The organism is Nocardia sp. CA-290969 (genome assembly GCF_050936135.1).
Classification (GTDB): domain Bacteria; phylum Actinomycetota; class Actinomycetes; order Mycobacteriales; family Mycobacteriaceae; genus Nocardia.
This window is the reverse complement of record NZ_JBNJNJ010000001.1, coordinates 1-17420: the sequence shown is the minus strand read 5'-3', so window position 1 is coordinate 17420 and position 17420 is coordinate 1. Positions and strand designations below refer to the sequence as shown.

The 17420-nt window shown below is 68.3% G+C and carries 22 protein-coding genes; 5 read left to right on the top strand and 17 right to left on the bottom strand.

Annotation, left to right across the window (positions count from 1 at the left end):
• Window positions 1-45 precede the first annotated feature (45 nt).
• From ACQEVO_RS00110 to ACQEVO_RS00085, 6 genes are all read right to left on the bottom strand, one after another.
• Complete coding sequence (locus ACQEVO_RS00110) at window positions 46-1299, bottom strand: sugar transferase (RefSeq protein WP_432907328.1); 1254 nt, start codon at window positions 1297-1299, stop codon at window positions 46-48.
• Window positions 1300-1306: 7 nt separating this feature from the next.
• The gene (locus tag ACQEVO_RS00105) at window positions 1307-7276 is read right to left on the bottom strand and encodes a hypothetical protein (RefSeq protein ID WP_432907325.1); all 5970 of its coding nucleotides are present in this window, start codon (window positions 7274-7276) and stop codon (window positions 1307-1309) included.
• An 82-nt stretch (window positions 7277-7358) separates the two neighbouring features.
• A complete protein-coding gene (locus tag ACQEVO_RS00100; RefSeq protein ID WP_432907323.1) occupies window positions 7359-7931 on the bottom strand; it encodes a hypothetical protein in 573 nt (190 codons plus the stop codon).
• A gap of 194 nt (window positions 7932-8125) precedes the next feature.
• On the bottom strand, window positions 8126-8461 hold the full coding sequence (locus tag ACQEVO_RS00095) for a hypothetical protein (RefSeq protein WP_432907320.1): 336 nt from the start codon (window positions 8459-8461) through the stop codon (window positions 8126-8128).
• Entirely contained in the window at window positions 8458-9327 is an 870-nt protein-coding gene (locus ACQEVO_RS00090; RefSeq protein WP_432907317.1) for an SAM-dependent methyltransferase, read from the bottom strand. Before ACQEVO_RS00090 ends, ACQEVO_RS00095 begins: the two co-directional genes overlap by 4 nt.
• The gene (locus tag ACQEVO_RS00085) at window positions 9324-9635 is read right to left on the bottom strand and encodes a hypothetical protein (RefSeq protein WP_432907314.1); all 312 of its coding nucleotides are present in this window, start codon (window positions 9633-9635) and stop codon (window positions 9324-9326) included. The genes ACQEVO_RS00090 and ACQEVO_RS00085 overlap by 4 nt, the downstream gene beginning before the upstream one ends.
• Before the next feature lie 532 nt (window positions 9636-10167).
• Between ACQEVO_RS00085 and ACQEVO_RS00080 the strand changes: the two genes are divergently transcribed.
• The 5 genes from ACQEVO_RS00080 (at window position 10168) to ACQEVO_RS00060 (ending at window position 13298) form a co-directional block, all read left to right on the top strand.
• Window positions 10168-11367, top strand: a complete 1200-nt coding sequence (locus ACQEVO_RS00080; RefSeq protein ID WP_432907311.1) for a helix-turn-helix domain-containing protein — start codon at window positions 10168-10170, stop codon at window positions 11365-11367.
• Window positions 11364-11600, top strand: coding sequence for a hypothetical protein (locus tag ACQEVO_RS00075; protein ID WP_432907308.1), 237 nt, complete (start codon window positions 11364-11366; stop codon window positions 11598-11600). Before ACQEVO_RS00080 ends, ACQEVO_RS00075 begins: the two co-directional genes overlap by 4 nt.
• A 105-nt stretch (window positions 11601-11705) precedes the next feature.
• On the top strand, window positions 11706-12077 hold the full coding sequence (locus ACQEVO_RS00070; protein ID WP_432907306.1) for a hypothetical protein: 372 nt from the start codon (window positions 11706-11708) through the stop codon (window positions 12075-12077).
• A gap of 305 nt (window positions 12078-12382) precedes the next feature.
• On the top strand, window positions 12383-12793 hold the full coding sequence (locus ACQEVO_RS00065) for a hypothetical protein (protein WP_432907303.1): 411 nt from the start codon (window positions 12383-12385) through the stop codon (window positions 12791-12793).
• An 82-nt stretch (window positions 12794-12875) separates the two neighbouring features.
• Complete coding sequence (locus tag ACQEVO_RS00060; RefSeq protein ID WP_432907300.1) at window positions 12876-13298, top strand: helix-turn-helix transcriptional regulator; 423 nt, start codon at window positions 12876-12878, stop codon at window positions 13296-13298.
• Here ACQEVO_RS00060 and ACQEVO_RS00055 read toward each other — a convergent pair.
• From ACQEVO_RS00055 to ACQEVO_RS00005, 11 genes are all read right to left on the bottom strand, one after another.
• Window positions 13279-13761, bottom strand: coding sequence for a hypothetical protein (locus ACQEVO_RS00055; protein WP_432907298.1), 483 nt, complete (start codon window positions 13759-13761; stop codon window positions 13279-13281). The two genes, ACQEVO_RS00060 and ACQEVO_RS00055, sit on opposite strands and share 20 nt — an antisense overlap.
• The gene (locus ACQEVO_RS00050) at window positions 13758-14075 is read right to left on the bottom strand and encodes a hypothetical protein (protein ID WP_432907295.1); all 318 of its coding nucleotides are present in this window, start codon (window positions 14073-14075) and stop codon (window positions 13758-13760) included. Before ACQEVO_RS00050 ends, ACQEVO_RS00055 begins: the two co-directional genes overlap by 4 nt.
• The gene (locus tag ACQEVO_RS00045) at window positions 14065-14541 is read right to left on the bottom strand and encodes a hypothetical protein (RefSeq protein ID WP_432907292.1); all 477 of its coding nucleotides are present in this window, start codon (window positions 14539-14541) and stop codon (window positions 14065-14067) included. The genes ACQEVO_RS00050 and ACQEVO_RS00045 overlap by 11 nt, the downstream gene beginning before the upstream one ends.
• A complete protein-coding gene (locus ACQEVO_RS00040; protein ID WP_432907289.1) occupies window positions 14538-15305 on the bottom strand; it encodes a VWA domain-containing protein in 768 nt (255 codons plus the stop codon). The genes ACQEVO_RS00045 and ACQEVO_RS00040 overlap by 4 nt, the downstream gene beginning before the upstream one ends.
• A gap of 47 nt (window positions 15306-15352) precedes the next feature.
• The gene (locus ACQEVO_RS00035) at window positions 15353-15487 is read right to left on the bottom strand and encodes a hypothetical protein (protein WP_432907286.1); all 135 of its coding nucleotides are present in this window, start codon (window positions 15485-15487) and stop codon (window positions 15353-15355) included.
• Window positions 15484-15789, bottom strand: a complete 306-nt coding sequence (locus tag ACQEVO_RS00030; protein WP_432907284.1) for a hypothetical protein — start codon at window positions 15787-15789, stop codon at window positions 15484-15486. Before ACQEVO_RS00030 ends, ACQEVO_RS00035 begins: the two co-directional genes overlap by 4 nt.
• Entirely contained in the window at window positions 15786-16166 is a 381-nt protein-coding gene (locus tag ACQEVO_RS00025; protein WP_432907281.1) for a hypothetical protein, read from the bottom strand. The genes ACQEVO_RS00030 and ACQEVO_RS00025 overlap by 4 nt, the downstream gene beginning before the upstream one ends.
• A gap of 41 nt (window positions 16167-16207) precedes the next feature.
• On the bottom strand, window positions 16208-16453 hold the full coding sequence (locus tag ACQEVO_RS00020) for a hypothetical protein (RefSeq protein ID WP_432907278.1): 246 nt from the start codon (window positions 16451-16453) through the stop codon (window positions 16208-16210).
• Entirely contained in the window at window positions 16450-16674 is a 225-nt protein-coding gene (locus ACQEVO_RS00015; RefSeq protein ID WP_432907275.1) for a hypothetical protein, read from the bottom strand. The genes ACQEVO_RS00020 and ACQEVO_RS00015 overlap by 4 nt, the downstream gene beginning before the upstream one ends.
• Window positions 16671-16958 carry a hypothetical protein gene (locus tag ACQEVO_RS00010; protein WP_432907272.1) on the bottom strand — a complete coding sequence of 96 codons (288 nt, stop codon included), beginning with the start codon at window positions 16956-16958 and terminating at the stop codon, window positions 16671-16673. The genes ACQEVO_RS00015 and ACQEVO_RS00010 overlap by 4 nt, the downstream gene beginning before the upstream one ends.
• Window positions 16951-17420: hypothetical protein (locus ACQEVO_RS00005; protein WP_432907269.1), on the bottom strand; the 470-nt coding region annotated here is incomplete at its 5' end. The genes ACQEVO_RS00010 and ACQEVO_RS00005, both read right to left, overlap by 8 nt.

Here is a 17420-nt window from a genome sequence, read left to right as displayed (position 1 = left end):
GCACGGTCAGACCGAGCCCTACGGTCGGTGTCTGGGTGGTGTCGCTCATGCGGTCCTCCCGGTCGTGGTCACTGAGACGGTGTAGTCGGCGCCGGGCGCGGATTGCGCCACCAGCTCCCAGCAGCCCGGCCCCAGCATCGTGCCGCGCCAGGGTGCACCCGACGGGGTGCCGATGATCCCGTGCTGCCGCACCCGCTGCCCGCCGATCACCGCGACCCCGCGCCCGGTCAGGGAGTCGGCGATCACCGTCGACCCCGCCGGTAGACCGGTGACCGACATTTCCCCGGTGATGTCGCAGACGCTGTCGGTGCCGCAGGGCCGCCACCAGAACTGGACGGTGGTGTCGGTTGCGCCGGCGGTGACCGACAGCGATACGGCGATATCGGTGCAGTCGCCGATATCGCTGAGATCCAGAATCCAAGTACGGGTTTCGATCGCGCACACCGGCAGACAGCCGCCGCACTCGGGGGTGGGCGCGGGGCTGAGATCGATCCTCTGCGGTGGGCACACCGTCGACCACAGCTCCGGCAGCTCGCAGGTGGCGTCGGTGCAGTCGGGGGCGTGGGCCCATTCGATCTGGGCGACCTCATCGGTATTCCACACCACAGCGTGCGTGGTGGATGCCGTCCACTCGTACGGATCCAGCGCGGCCATTTCCCACTCCACGCGCATCAGACTCGCCTGCTGATTGCTCTTGGTGGGTCGGCCGGCGACCTCGCGTTCGACCGCGCTGCTGGTGAGTACGACGCGGCGCAGGGAGCGCTCGAGGCCGGCCGCGGTGCCGTCCTCCGGGTGGGCGACGAGGTACCGCAGGACCTGCGGGTTACGCGCGGCGCGGAGCTGGCAGTTCAACCATCGCAACCCGAAGCTGGCGCCGCGGTGGGTGCACGCCCACACCAGCGCCGAGAAGCTCAGCGTGCGGTAGGTGTCCCGGTGGCGGCCGGCCACACCGCCGGCGCACACAGCGTCGGCGATATCGCGGGCCACCGGCACCGCACCGAACCCGTCCGCCGACATGACCCACACCCCGTAGAACTCACCGGACGCCGGGTTCGCCGGGTCGTACCAGGGGGCGGTGGTGATGTCGGTGTAGTCCGGGTCGCTGAGGTAGTCGGCCAGCCCGGGCCAGGAATCGTCGTAACCGACCGACAGATTCCGGCACGGCACACACGATGCGCCGGCGAAGGCGACCGCGTCCTGGGTCGGTGCGGCGGGCGGCCCGGCCAAGGCGACCACGCGGCTGCTGTTGGCCAGCTCGAGTTCGCCCAGTTCCAGCCACCCTCGGAAGATGCTGCTCATCGCGCTCCTACTTCGGCATCAGGGACAGCAGGCGGTCCTGCACCCGGTCCGGATCTGTTCGCTGGCCGTGCATGTGGATCGGTGCGTGGATCGTGGTGCGGCGGATATTGCTGGACTCGAGGTGGTCAGCGATCACCCCGAGCCGGTCGTAGCTCGAGGTCTCCCGCGGATCCAGTACCCGCTCCGGCAGGTTCGTGTCCTTGACCATCAGGCCCTTACCGATAGCGACACCGCCGGAGTCGAAGCTGTCGATCGCGGCGCCGGCACCGATCGCCAGAGTCGAGGTGAAGATCGCCGCAGCCCCGGCGAGTGCAGCACCGACCACGGCGCCGATCGCCGCACCGATCACGGTGCCGATACCCGGGATGATCGACCCGATAGCCGCACCGATGGCGGTGACCGCGAGCTGGATCATCGCCCCGAGGATCGCGGTCATGATCGGGATCACCACCGCGGTCATCAAATACCGCAACACCGCCTTGATCAGCTCGCGGTTGATGCGGTTCTGCTCGTGCATCACCTTTTCGAAGCTCGATTGGTTGCGCTGCATCAGCACCGCGGTATCCGACACCAACCGCCCGGACTCGTCGAACGAGCCGGTGAGATCACCGCGGAACTCGCGGATCTCGTCGAGGGTGTTGATGAGAGTGTCCTCGATCTCGATCACCACACCGGTCAGGTTCACGATGGTGTTGACCAAGGTGCCGCCGTCGATGTCCTGCCCGAGCACGCCGCGGCTGCGTCCTTCCCCGACTCGCGACGGCCGCTGCTGAAGGGCGGCGTTGGCGACGTCCTGGGCGACCTGCTGGAACGCCTGGGTGGCTGAGTCCGCGACGGAGACCACGGCTTCCGATATCGCCGCGGCAGCGTCGAACGCCGAGCCGGGTGCACCGAACGGGACGGCCGCGGCCGCCGGGTCGTTGCCCGCGGACTCGTACACCGCCCGCGTCGTCTGATCGGTGCCCGCCCGCACCTCGGCGAACCCGGCATCGAGCCAGCCCTGCAGCACACCGATCGCCGCATCCATCGCGGATTGCACCGTCGGCACGAGCACATCCGCGCCGAGCAACCCGGCGACCCGCATCACTTCGTCGCGCACGGCCTGCATCTGCTGCACCATCACCGCCTCGGCCGAGGACGTGGTGCGTTCGATCAGATCCCTGGTGTCGGACAGGATCCGGCCCTGCTCGTCGAGCATCATGTGCGTCTGCTCGTCGGCGACCGACGGCTGCTCGGCCGGCTGCGCCGGATCCACCGGCTGCCCGGCGCCGGGTGGTGGGTTGGTGATCGCGTCGGTGACGGCGGTGCCGACATCGCCGGCGACTTGCTGCCCGACCTGTGAGGCCGCACCGAGCGTGGCATCGGCGAACGCCGGTGCGGCGTTCTCCATCCCGGTCTGCACCGCCGCGGGCAGCGACCCGCCGCCGGTAGCGTCGGCCAGCTCCGCGAAGTTGGTCACGTGCACCGGGACCGGGCCGACACCGATCGCACCCAGCAGGCCCCCGACATCGCCACCGGTTTGGAACCGCGGCACAGCACTGTTCATCGCCCGCAGGATCGGTCCGAATACGCCGACCGCGCGCCGGTTCATCACGAACTCGCCCGGCTCCAGCAGCGCCGGCACGATATCGCCGGTGCCGGCGCCCGGGATCGGGCCACCGGTCTGCCGGCGGAACGGGTTCAAGGTGTCGACCATCGAGCCGATACCGCTGAGCGCGTTCTGCGCGCCCTCCCACGCCGCGGGCAGCAGATCGCCCAGGCCGCCGACCATGGTGGAGAGGACCTCGACCGCCTTGCCTTCGAGGGTGTCGAGGACCTGCGGCGGGATCTCGCGCCACCGCGGCGGCGGCGCACCGATCGCCGCGACGATGCCGTCCCGGATCGGGTTGGTGATCGTGGCGAACACCTCGCGGATCCGGTCCGCGACGAACCCGGCCTGGTGCTCCGGAGACGGGCCCACCGACCCGCCCGTCGACGGCTGGAAAAATCCGTTGGCACCGATGGGCAGCCCGTAGAGGGAGGCGAAATCGGTGACCGGGGTACCGCGCCCGTAGTGCACATCGCCGAGCGCGCCGCCGGACTCCACCCTGGCGGCGGGGATCCCGAGTTCGGGGATGCCGCGCAGCTCGCCCGCGGTGTGCCCGCCGCCCGGACCGCCGGGGTCGTCGGTGATACCGACCAGCATCCCGACGCCCTCGCGCAGATTCTTGACCAGGCCTTGCGCACCCTTCGACGGATACCCAGCGAAACTCGAGGTGGCCCAGTACCGCTGCCACGGGTTCATGCCCAGGATCGCGGCGATGGTCGAGCCGATCAGGCCGGAGCAGTCGAAGCTGTCGCCGACCCAGCGAGGGCCGGCCCACTGGTACGGGCGCCCGTCCTGGGCCCGCGCGAAGTCGTGGCCACGCTTGAGCTGGTGCATCCACGGCATGACCGCACCGCCGCTCCGGAACGCAAGCAACGGGTCGAACAAGCCTTCGGGGCTGACGTTCCCGATGCCTTGGGTCCGGACGGCGGCGCCGTAGGCGGAGAGATTGTCGCGGCCGAGCTGCGTGATGATCCGCCCGTTGTCCCAGGTGAACGGCACGCCCCTCGCGATCATGTCGCGGATCGCATACAGAATGTTCTGCCCGCCGGCGCGCAGGACCTCGGCGGCAGTGACAACGTGCTCGCCGCGAGACAGGCGAGCGTCAATGCTGTCGCTGGTCCCGGAGCCCGCACCCCAGACCGCGCCGCCGCGCCGGAACCCGAGCACAACCGGATCCATCGGTTCAAGGCCGGGCAGGAAGTCGGCGACGGTGTTCCATGCCTTCCGCAACCCGTCGTTCCAGACCGTGTTGACGACGAACCGGACCGGTACCGCGGCGGCTTCTTTCAGTCCGTCCCAGGCTTTGCCGATGGCTTCGATCCCGGTGGAGAACCAGCCCTTGACGGTGTCGAGGCCGCGGCCGAGGGCGGGGAACGCGGTATCGACCAGCCAGTTGATGGCGCCGCCGATCACGGTCTCGATCACCCAGGTGACGACATCGCCGATGGTGTTGAAAATGCCGGTGACGAAGGGGGCGAGGAAGTTCAGCGCCGGGACGAGGATGGTGTTGACCGCGAAGTCCACGAACCAGATCAGGGCCTCGGACAGTTTCATGATGACCGGGACGAGCGCGAGGATGACCTGGACCAGCGGCGGGAGGAGGTCCGCAGCCAGCTGCGCGATGACCGGCAGCAGCGGCAGCGCCGCCTGCACGATGCCCATGAAGGCGGTAATGAGCTGGGGCAGCACCGGCGCGAGCTGCGTGATGGCATCCGCCAGGGCCTGCCCGATGATCATTGCCACTTCGGCGATGACCGGCGCGACCATCCGGAACACCGGCAGCAGGGCGTCCACGAGCTGCGAAATGACGGGCGCGAACGCCTGGAAGATCACCGTGAGGGCAGGCGCCAGGGACTGGACCAGCAGTGAGATGACTTCCGCGACGTAGGGCAGGATCGGCGCGATGGCTTCGAGCAGCGCATTGAAGGCGGTCAGCAGCGGGCCGAGCGCTGGGGCCAGGGCCTCGACCGCGTGAATCAGGGCCTGCCCGACGGTGATCGCGATCTGAGCGAGGATCGGCATCAGCGGCGACAGGGCGTCGCCCAGGGTTTGGAGCAGGACCTGGACCACGGGCAGGATTGGGACGAGCGCATCGGCCAGCGCGGAAATGAGAGTGGACAGACCGGGCATGATCGCGGTCAGGCTGTTCGCGAATACGGCGCCGATTTCACCGAGGGCCGGAGCCACAGCCACAAGGGCCTGCCCGAGGGACTCGAACAAGGGCCGGAGGGTGGGGAGCACCTGGGTGGCCATGGTCCCGAGTGAGGCGATGAGGCTGCCGAGGAGCGGCCCGACGCCGCGGAGGGCGTCGGCGAACCCGACCATGATCTGGTCGAGCATCCCGCTGTTCGCCATTTGCGTGAAGACGCCGCCGATCGATTCGCCGATGCTGGCGATGGCCGAGCCGACGTTCTCCATGTGCGGCGCGACCGCGGTGGTGAAGTCGAGCCAGCCCTGCGTCAGTCCGCCGGTGCCCGAGGTGAGGCCCTTGATCAATCCCTCGGAGGCGGCGAGGGAGTTGTTGATCAGGGCGATTCCGCGCTCGGACTGCAGGAAGTTCGCGGCCTGGATCGCGGCTGCGTTGAACGCGCCGGCGACACCGTTCATCGAGTCCTGGATTCCGGGCAGCGTGACGTTCGCGGTCTGGGTGAGTTCCTCGCCGAGGTTGGCGAACAGGTTGTCCTGGACGGCGTCGCTGAACGCTTCCCACGCGGGTTTCGCGGCTTGCGCCGCTAGCACGAACGCTGCCGCGTTCGGGCTCAGCTCCGCCAGCGCCTGGCTCGCCTTCTGCGCGCTCGGCAACGCCTTGGTCTGCGCGTCGGTGAGCGCGGCCTGCGCCTGCGTCAGCTGAGCTTCCGCGTCGGCCAAGCGCTCGTCGGCCTGCGCCTGCCGCTCCCGCACCGCGACGACCTGGTCGCTGCCTTCGATCCCCTTCTTCTCGGCATCGGCCAGCTTCTCGGCGTTGTCGGCGTTGCGGTCCTGGACCTCCTCGAGACGGATCTGCGCGCCGATCACCCGGTCGACCGCTTCCTCACGTGCCCGGGCATCGAACGGGTTTGTCTCGGCGAGTTCTCGCTGAGCATCGGCCAGGTCGCGGGCGGCCTGCCGCTCGTCGAGGACGCCGCGGCGCGCGCTGCGGTGGTAGTCCTCGAGCTGCTCGGTCGCGTCTTTCCGGGCCCGGGTGAGGTCCTCCTCGATGGACAGCGCGTCACGCTTGGCGTCCCGGACCGCGCGCTCGGCCATGGTGACCTGCTGGGTGGCGGCGGCTACCGCCTTCGCCTGCGCTTCGGCCTCCCGTGGCGCGTTCTCCGATGCGGTAGCGACGGCATCGAATGCGTCCTTGACGCCCTGCAGCCCGACCGTGATCACGCCGATGGCCGCGCCGAACGCGGGCGCGAGCGCCGCGGCCCCGAGGACCAGGCCGCCTATCGCGCCCGCGGCCAGGCCCGCCGCGCCGACGATCGCGGCGAGGCCGGCTCCGACCGCGGCGATCCCGCCGGCGGTGCCGGCAACGCCGCGTAGCGATCCGAGCAGGCTGCCACTCGATGCGGCGGCCCGGTCGAGGATGCTGCGGTCGATATCGACGTTGACGTGCTGGGTGATCGGTGGCTGTGTGAGCGCCTCGAGCTGCTGGCGCAGCACCACCATGTCGGCGATAGATGCGCCGCCGTCGACGTCGACGGGGATGGTGATCCGCCAGTCGTTGCCTTGCTGTAGCGCCGCCAGCTCCGCGTCCACCCGTTGCGCGAACCCGGTGAAATCCGGTGTGGCATCGACGGCGAGCGGGCCGTTGAGCGCCTGGTCCACGTCGAGGGTGACCCGCTGCCGGAGATCCGGTTCGGTCAGCGTTTCGAGGTCCTGGCGGACGAGCGCCATTTGCGCGATGGCGCCGGCACCGTCGACGTCGATCGGGATCACGATCGGCGTCGCCTGCGCCCGCATCGTCGCCTGGGCGGCCTGGAATTCCGCGAGCGCGGCGGCGATGTTGAGATCGACGTCCCAGGTGATCTGCTGGCGACCCGGCGCCGCGGACGCTTGCTGCGCGTCACGGTTTACGTCGATGTCGACCTGTTGGCGGATCGGGGCGGCGGCCGCCTGCATCAGGTCGTGCACGGCCCGCACCTGGTTGACCGCGCCAGCGCCGTCGACGTCGAACCCGACTTGGATCCGGTGGCTGTTGGCGTAGCGCTGGGCTTCGTCGATCCCGCGGGCGACTTCGGCCTGCAGATCGCCAGCGAGTTCGGCGGTGACCTGCAGCGCGGTGCGGGCGAGGTCGCGCTGCACTTCGCGCATGGTGTCGGCGACCGCGGCCCGTAGGGCCCGCTCGAAGGAGTCGTCGTCGAACTCGGCTTCGACTTCGACTCGGATGGACCCGACGGGACTGGTCATGTGGCCGGACCGTACGAGCCGGGGGTGCACGCAAAAGGCCGCCGCCAGCGTTGCTGCTGGCGGCGGCCCTCGAGCTACAGGGTTATCCCGTGATCGGGATGCGGTGTGTTTCCCGTGGTGTGCGGGTGTCCCAGATATCGGACATCAGCAGCGACGACGCGGGATCGGACACGTCGACCAGGACCCAGCCGCGGTACTTCGCGTTCGCGGTCCAGTTCTTGTCGAAGGTCTCGCGGTCGGCGATGCACAGATCGTTCGCGGCCGGCATGTCCTTGGTGTAGCCGTCGGGCGCGAGTTCCTGGAACCACTGGTCGGAGATGTATTTCAGCGGCGGATTACCGGTGGTCGCGACGTCGAGTTCCAGCGCGACGCGCGTGCCGGCCGCCGGTTCGACGGTCCCGAACTGGGTGGCGCACTGCGGGTCGACCTCGATCGACACCACCGTCACGGTAGCGGTGGGACCGTTCTGGTTGCTGATCTCGAACGGCGTCCCGACAGCGACATCGATCGGGGCGCTGGCGCCGGTGTCGGCGGTGACGGGGGTGGTGGCCAAGGCTGCCGTAGCGGTGTCGGTGTCGTCGGATGAGCAGCCGGCGAGGGTGAGGATCGCCGCGGCCGCGAGGGCGGCGGCGACCATGGGTCTGAGTCTGGGCAAGGGGAGATCTCCTGGATCTGTGTCGTGGTGTCGATATCGGCCGATCCAAAATACGGCGACTGCAGGCGTTTCGGACCCGGTTGCGATATCGGGGCCGGCTTGATCACGGTCGGCGCTCCGATGCATGCGGCGCACAGCAGGACCGGCGCGGCCGCGGCCAGAGCCGCGACCGCGTCGCCGAGGAGCGCCCACATCTATTGGCCGCCGTCCTCTGTGAAGAACACGCCACGGTTGAGGACCTTGTCGGTTTCGGTGTCCAGGACGGCGAGCATGATCCGCAGGACACCGGGCGGGCCGCCGACGTGGTCGGGGTTCGGCATGATCACCGCGGTGGCGCCGGCTTCCCGGATGTCGTAGGACACGGTGAGGAAGTCGACGGACTCGACGATGTGGATCATCGTCGGGACCATTGCGAACCCGTACCGGGCTGCGAGTGAGCGGATGTCGCGCTCGCACTGGTCGACATCGGGGACGCGGCGCGTGTCGATCAGGCCGATCGCCATCGGCTGCTCTATATCTCTGCGGTTCATCCGACGCTCCGCAGGGCGGTGCCGCCGCGCCGCTTGTAGGCGATGCCGCCGACCATCAGTGTTTCGGGCGCGGTCCGCTCATGGCCCGACGGTCCTTCGGGCCACCAGTCGTCGAGTTCGACCAGGCCCGGGTGGACCAGCTTGAGGCCGGCGAACAGGTCGAGGATCTGTTCGCGGGTGCGGAACCAGCCGGACCCCAGGCCGCCGAGGAACGCCTTCTCCAGTTCGCGTGCGAGCGAGTGCCGTTCGGGATCCGCGGGCCCGGGATCGAGGTAGTGGGTGATCGCGATATAGGAGCCGGCGGGCAGCAGGTTGGCGTACCGGGTCATGATCTCGGCGGGCTGCTGGTCGTCACCGATGTGGGGCAGTATCCCGGTGAGCAGCAGCGCGATCGGCCGGTCGAGGTCGAAGTAGCCGCGGCAGCTGGATTTCAGGATCTCCTCCGGGTTGGTGAGATCTCCGGGCAGGTAGCGGACATTTTCGGCCGCCAAAAGGACTTGGCCGTGGGCCACGCATACGGGGTCGCTGTCGATGTAGAGGACGTGGACGTCGGTGCGGTCCCACTCCTGCGCGTACTGGTGGGTGTTCCGGAATGCCGGGAGCCCGGCGCCGAGGTGTATGAACTGGTGGATCTCGGCGTTCTGGGCGAGGAACCGGGTCGCTCTCGCGAGCCATGCCTGGTTACGGAGGTGGACGTAACCGAAATTCGGTGCGATATCGGTGATCGCTCTCCACGCCAGAATGTCGACGCTGTAGTTGTCTTTCCCGCGGAGGCTGTAGTTGTAGACGCGGGGGATGCTGGGCCGCGTCACGTCCACGGCGACGGCTGGCCGGCGTGTGGCGGGGGTTCGGACGGCTTCGCTCAATGCTTCGCCTCCTCGTATCGGGCGGCCAGCCGGTGGCGTGGGCACTGGTGGCCGCGGTGCAGGTGCATGACGTGCTGCGCGTGCGGGTAGCTGCGGATCGGATCTCGGTACAGGCATTCACCGGGCAGCTCCGGCGCCCGTTCACGGGGCAGCTCCGGGGCGCGCAGCGCCGTGGCGATCTGCTGCAGCAGGGAGTGGCCGGGTAGGTCGGGGGCCCGCAGTGCTGCGGCGATGTGCTGCAGCATGGGGAGGTCGACGTCCGCCCAGTCTGCGTCGGCGTTGATGCTGGGCAGTACGGCCGTGGTCACTGGTGGTCCTCGCAATATTGCGCGGCCACCCGGTACCGCGGGCACCGGTGTTTGGCGTGGTCGGAGCGCACGTTCAGTGCGTGGACGTATCCGCGGACCGGTTCGGTGGATCTGCAGGCGGTGGGGTGATCGAACGCGCGGAGTGCGGAGGCGACGCGGGCGAGACGGATCCGGTTGCGGCTGTGCCACACCCGTAAGGACGCGGCTATCGACGGGTCGCGGGCCGGTCTCACGGGCAGTGTGGGTAGCTCCTGGCGCATCGGGGTTACCTCGCGTTTTGGTTTCAGGTTTTGGAGTCACCCGGTGTATGCGACAGTGGCTTTACAGCTGGTTGTAGTTGCTGAAAGGAACACAGGTACCGGGTGACGTGTCGAGGATGTCGTGCCTGATGCGGTCAACACCGGCCTCTACCCGGCCAAAACCGGCCACGGACAACTGCAGTCGGCGCGACCACTACTCCTGAGGGGTCCGGATGGCTAGCTTCACTGCATGGACTGGTGACAGCGCACGCGCACTGCGCGCCGCTTACCGAATGAGCCAGCCACAATTCGCCGCCTCCCTCGGCATCGGTGAACGCACGGTGCGCCGATGGGAATCCGGCGGCAACATCAGGCCCGACCACCAAGCCGCGTTGGACACCATGCTGCACAGGGCATCCGCCGAGGTGCGGCATGCGTTCCAGCGGTTGCGGACCGACACCCAGGAGGACGATGTGGACCGCCGGAAGTTTCTGATCTCAGCCGCGCTCGGCGCCGGCGGACTATCGACACTCGGTGTCGCCGACAACCCGGCGCGCGTCGAGTGGCTGATGTCCGGCGCCGGCCGCCCCGACACCTGGGCGGTGGAGCGGGTGCGCAGCACTCTGTATGAGTCGATGCTCATCGACGACGCGCTGGGATCTCCGGCCGCGCAGGGGATGGTGATCGCACAACAGCAGCTGACCGAGGCCCTGCTGGAGTCGTGCCCGGAACCGTTGCGCACCGACCTCGTTGCGTTGCACGGCGAGTGGCTCGGGTTCGCCGGGTGTCTGGCGTGGGATCAGGGCGACCATTCGACCGCGGCCCGGCTCTACCATCGGGGCCGCGATCTAGCCCACGATGCGGAGGACAGCGACGGCGCCGCCTATATGCTCGCGCACCTGTCGCAGCTGGCGCTGTGGCAGAAACGTCCGCGGGTCGCGGTGGACCATGCGGTCGCCGCCCAATCATGGGTTGCCCGGTCGGCCGATATCGCGTTGCGCGCCTACATCTCCATGCGCGCCGCCGACGCGTACGCCGCGTCCGAGCAGGAGGCGGCGGCGATGGCCGCGCTCGATGCGGCCGAACGCGACCTCGAGAAGGTACCGGCCGCGATGGGGCCGGCCGATTCGCGTGCGTACTTCGCCGACCGGGCCCTGATGATCTCGTTCCGCGGCGGGTGCCTGTCGATGCTGGGGCGGCACGCTGAGGCGGTGGAGGCGTCCCGGGCCGCGGTGGAGGCGATCGATCCCACCCGCACCCGGGACCGGGCGATGGTGATGCTCGAGCTGGAACGCGCACTGATCGGGGTCGGTGATGTCGACGAGGCCGCCGCGGTGGTGGCCGATGCGGTACAGATCACCGACCAGAACCGGTCGCCTCGTCTCGCGTCGGCGATCCTCGATGGCCGGCGCGCGTTGTCGCCATGGGCCGGTTCGACCGCGGTCCGCGCTCTGGATGGGGAGCTGGCGCGCCGGGATATGGTGTTGGTGTGAAGTCGAGGCAGCCAGGTGCTGAAGCGGCGGCCCGCGTGGAGCAGGCCAGGGCCGAGGCCCGCGCCGCTGAGCAGGAACGTAATCGCCGGTTCGTCGAGGCCGTGGGGGATGCCGAGCCGGTGCCGCTCGAGCTGGCGGAAGAGTATGGGTTGACCGGGCGTGAGGCGGTGCACATCGTCAACGCGGCCCGGTCCGGGACGCGGGCGATGCGTTCTCGTTTGTTCGGCAACTGATGTTGCAATTCACTACCCTAGTGTTGTAAAGTATTACTTGTCGGACCGGGGTCGGACCCGGACCGACAGGCAAATCACCAACACGAAAGGGAGTGAATCTCCACTATGAACAACGCAATGTGGACCCGGCTCACCATCCGAATGCTGGCCCGCTACACCCAGATGCACAAGGTGCTCGGCAGCCTGCCGACGCCGGTCCTGCTGGCCTCGCCGCACGACGAGCTGACCCCCTCGGAGATGATCGAGAGCGCCGCCCGGGCGCGTGACACCCTGAGCGGAATGCTGATGCACCGGGAGGCGCGGGCAGCCCTCAAGACGGGGGTCACGGACTGGCTGACCGGAACGGTCCTGATGGCCACCGGCACCCGGGACGAGGAAGATGCCCGCTGGGCGTACCCCGCCGCGATGCTCGCGTTCGACCGAGCAGGCGAGGAACTGGACCAGGCGGTGATCCTGCTCCACCGGAACGAGGAGTAGCAGAAACAGACGAGGCCCCGGCGCAACGCCGGGGCCTCGCCCTCTCTGCATGGTCGGCCGACGAGCGAGGGCGAGCCCTCAAAGTCGGAACCCATCGGCCGGGCAAATCACCCCGTGAAGGGATGCGCCCACCAGGATATCGTCCGAGGCCATCGGGAGCGAGAGGCGGCCGGTCGAAATCGGTCGGAAAATCAACCCGCCCAAGGGTTGCAAATCACTACCCGAGTGTTGTAAAGTATTACTTGTCGGAACGGGGTCGGACCCGGACCGACAGGCAAATCGCCTACAACACGAAGGGAGTCCACATGGACGACTACATGATGCAGCTGCTCAACCTCAAGGTCCGCGCCATCGCGGTGTACAACCTGATGGCCAAGATCCTCGGCGGCCTGGAGCTGCCGATCACCTTGGCCTCGATCGACGGGGACACCGCCCCCGGCGACATGGTTGAAAGCGCCATCCGGGCCCGCACGGCCCTGCGCGACCTGCCCATGCACGAGGTTGCCTCCGGTCTCCTGACCACCGCGATCACCGACTGGCTCTCGGCCATGGCGATGATCGCGATCTCCGGCGAGGACGAGGACAACCGGACCTGGGCGCTGGCCTCGGCCGGGCTCCAGTTCGGCCGGGCCGACGAGGAGCTCCGGATCGCGAAGGGGATCCTCGACGGCAAAGTAGCCATCGAGATCCTCGACGACGACGAGGACAAGGAGTAACGAGCAGAAACCGGGGCCCGGCAACCGCCGGGCCCCGGCCTCGTCCTGGCCCACGACCGGGCCGCACACCCAGGAGGAACGAATGACCCAGACCCCGGGCGAGAAACTGATCGCCCCCGAGATCGCCGCCCGCTACGACCGTGCCCTGACCACCGTCCAGAAGCTCTGGATGCCGCGCCCGGAATGGCCCGCCCCGGCCGGGAAGCGGGGCCGCTGGAACGAGTACGACGCAGCAGAGGTAGACCAGGCCGTGCGCGCTCACTTCCTGCGCGACCAGGCGGACGAGCCCGGCGACCCCGACGACCTGCTCACCATCGCCCAGATCGCCGAACACCTCGGCGTCGCCCCCGCCACCGTCCGCGCCGACATCTCGAGGCGCCGGCTGCAGCTCGGCGAACCAGACGACAGCGCCGGCGCCAAACGCTGGCGCCGGCGCACGGTCGATGCTGCCGTGAAAGGCCGGCGGGCGTACCGCCGGCGGAGTTCTACACCCGAGGGTCGTTGACGAGCGCGAAATCACGGAGGCCGTGCTCGTCACCGGTCGCGGTGTACTCGCGGCCGACGACCTCGTTGGCCGGCATATTGCAGTCCGCGGCGATCGCGGCCGTGGAAAGGATCATCGGATCCTTGGGGGTATGCCACGGGGTGACCGCGTGCGCCTGGTCCCCGACACCGAGCATCACATAGAACGGGATCCGGCCATCGGGCAGCGGCTGATACGTCCGGCGTTTCGGCTGCGAGAACCAGCTCAGGGCGTCGGAATCGTCCTCCTGCTCGGGTAGCTCCACCGTGCTGGTGCTTTCGACGAGCTGCCCGTCGACGACCACCGATATGTCGCAGCCGCGGTCCGCCGCGGCGTGTAGTAGCGGCTGGCCGGCGGCGATGTACTGGTCCAGGACGGGAGCGATCTCCGCGACCGCGTCCTCCGGAATGCGCACCTTGATCACGATCTCCCGATCACCACTCATCGTTTCATTCTCCAGACTGCCCGGATCCCCTGCACGATCGCCCGGCCGGCGACGGCGAGCAGTTCCCCGTACAGGCGTACGAGACCGGGCCGATGCTCCCGCGGCTCGTCCGGTACCTCACGCCAGGTCCGGCCACCGTCAGCGCTGACATACCCCGGAGCCAGCCGGACCGGGACCGAATCACCACCCCGGACCGGCGGCGGCACTGCGCCGCCGGCCGACGCGCTGCGCGGCCCGTCGCCCCGCTGGCGCCCCTGTTTCAGCTGCCAGTCCACCAACCGGTCGATATCGTCGCGCGGGCGGTTACTCGCCATCGCCGGCCCCCTTGTCGCCCTCGGTGAGCAGGGTCCACGGCACGGACGGGGCGGCCGGTGCACCGTCCCGGTCGAGCGCGTACGTGCGGGTGACAGCCACGCCCTCGAGGTAGCGGGCCTGCTGGTGTGCTGTCCGTGCACCGACAACGATGTGCAGCATGCCGCGGGCAGCCACCCCGTACTCGGTGATCGTTGCGCCGATCGCCTGGAACTCAGTTTCGAACTCGGCGCGAGGGCTGAGCTTGAACTTGGAGTGGTCGATGAGGATGACGTAGTCGCCCCATTCGGCGCGCTCCTCCATGTCCAGCGTCCGGATCACCGCGCCATCATGCGTCCCGCGGCCTGGTCCGGAAAGCCGGGCCGGGGTGATGCGGCACGGCAACCATTCCGATATTGCCGCGATGTTGTCTCGGGTGAGCTGCATTGCCTCGACCTCGATTGGGATCCGGCGGTAGCGGTCGCTCATACGAGGATCCCCGCGGCGGTGGCGGCCTGGACCCACGACGGCCATTCGTCGACCATCACGTCGGCGAACGCCAGATCGGACATGCCGGTGATCTTGGTGATGCGTTTGGCGTCGATGTTGTCGATGAGGCCGGGAGCGCGGAGGTTGTCCTGCTGGTCCCAGAACGGTGCCCGGACCAGGGTGAGGACCTTGACGAACACGGGGTAGCCGCGGAGTTCGTTGAGGATCCGCACCACCCTGTCCGCGTCGGTGGGGTCGTCGTCGGTGACGATCACCACGTACAGCGGTGAGCGCGTCGTTTTCGCCATCTCCAGCACCTGCTCCAGCGCACGCCCGAGATAGGTGGCGCCCATCCGGCTCGGCCGGAAGATGTCGCGGTCGACGACCCCGCTGTAGTTGGTAAGAGAGACCTCGATGGTCGGCCACACCTGCGAATCGAACGGGATGACGGGGATCTTGCCGTCCACGTCGATCTGCAGGGCGAACGCCAAGGCCCGATCGACGACTACCTGCACGGACCCGGTCCGGTAGTCCGAGAACATCGACCCCGAATGATCCAACACCAGTACCGCTTCCGCGCGGATCCCGTCCATGCCCGCCTTCGACAGAGAGACCCCGGCCTTGTCGAACTTCTTGGCCAGGTCGACGCCCGCGCCGGCGACGATATCGCGGCTCACTGCGGGGCCGGCGCTCTTGGTCAGAGTGACGGAGCGGGTCGGCTGCTGCTGTGTCGCGGTACCGGATGTACGACCGAACAATTTCATGGGTAGTGCCTTTCTATCAGTGCGATTGATTTGGGGGCGTTGGGTGTTCAGTCCCGGAACCACAGCCACGCGATGAACGCCACGACGGCGAGGAACGCGAGCAGGCCGATGAGGTCGACCCAGGGATTGCCGGTGCTGATGATTTCCGATTCGGCGTAGTTCACGCCGGGCGTCTGGCTCATCGGCCCGACCTGGACGGAACCCGCGACGAGGGTTTACGCTGCGCGGCCTGGGTGGGCGCCGGCTGTTTCGGTGTCGCCTTGACCACGACGGGCTGCGGCCGCGTGTGGTGGTGGTCGTCGTCGCCGGCGGTTTCCCATTCGTAGCCGGGAACGGCCTGCTCGCAATATGTGTCGTCGACCTGGGTGTCGGTGGCGTCGTGCTCGCACCACTCGCGGTCGACGCACGCGGTGAGGCTGAGTCCGGCGAGCGCTGCGATGCACAAGGCACCGCCGATCCGGATCCGGATTGCGTGGCTGCTCATGATGGGTCGGTATCCCCTTCCGTTCGGTTCGGTGTGGTGCGGGCGTAGGGCTGTCCGTTCACGCTCGCGGCGAAGCGCTGGGCGGCGGTTTGAACGCCGCCGAAGATCGCCTCCAGGCCGGCCATGATCTCGGCCACCCGAGAGAGGAGGGCTGCGACAACTGTCGGGTCGGTCCAGTAGTTCGGGTGGCGGTACATGCTGTGCCGTTCGCACGCGGTGTGCTCGGGATCGGTGCGCACGCAACGCCAGCCGTCGCGCCGGCGCGCGATCACGCACTCGTCGACGGCGAGAGTCAGCGGGTCGACGGGGCCCTGGGTGTGCACGTGGCCCGGTGCGTGCAGTGTGCGAACGTGCCGCTTCCCGGCCCGGTATTTCATGCGCGGGAAAAAGAACGGATTCCGGCGCACCTGACCGCTGCTCACCGGTTCGTGTCCCGGAGTGCGTCGTCCAGGCCGTCCTCCCAGAACCGGTTGAATATGCCACCGATCAGGCCGTTGTACAGCTCGTCGGCAGCGTGGCCGTGGCCGGGCAACACCTCCTCGATCTTGGTGTCGCTACGCCTCCCGATCAGCACAGCGATGATCTGCAGTTCGGCCCTCGTCAAGGTGACCGTTGCGCCGTCGACCTGCTCGTCGTCGTCCAAGAGAATTCCGTGCAACTTCATTGCTGCTCCATTCGTTTGGTGATGCCGTAGACGTTGGCCGCGCCGTAGGTGATGGCCGAGAGCAGGAACCACCACTGCCTGGTCGCGATGGCGTACGCGATCCACAAGGCCTGTACGGCCAAGCCGATGCTGGGCCCGATGAGTGATTGGGATCGGTACACCAGCACGAGACCGATGACCCCGATCGTGGTGAGAGCGAAGGACCACCACAGGGAGATCATGATTGGGCCTCTCGCTCGAGCTGCTCGAGCTCGTCCCGGGAAAGCAGCCGCCCTATCCACGACGGGTCGATCGCCACCTCAGGGCGAATGGGAATTCCCAGCAGCTCGCCGCCTGGATTGCAGCCCAGGAACCATGAGGTGCTCACTGCCTGTGTCAGGTTTTCGCCGGGGACGATGCAGACACCGAGGAAACTCGCGCCGCCGGGTACCTGCTCTTCCAGCGGGGGCGCCTTGGCGGGGTCGACGAACGACAGCCACCACAGGTGCGACTTTGGTTCAGGCACGGGCGTCTCCGTTCTCGGGGGTGTGCAGGACGGCCACGCGGTCAACACGGTCGAGAAGTTGTTGGGAGGTCCGACGCTCGTTGAGCAGATACGGGCTGCCCCAGTTCGCAGTGCGCATCCCGCTACCGTGATGGGAGGTGAGTTGCCACGCCTCAGGGAACGGGACGTTGAGGCCGATGACGATGGACCGGCCGGGCAGTGCGTCCAGTTCGGCGGGGTCAGTGATGACACGAGCGGGTGGACGCCAGCCTGCGGCGATCACCGCGTCAGTCGCGTCCTGCTCTTGGCACCCCCAGTTGATGCGCGATTCGATCAGGGCGTCGAGCTGGTCGCGGGGCGACAGCTCAGGCACGGGAGTCCGCGTGCTCTGCAGTTCGGCGATGCGATCCCGCAAGATCAGTAGTTCGTTCGCCATCGCGCGGGCGTCGGCGAGATCGGGGTAGCGCTCGTGTGCGATCCACC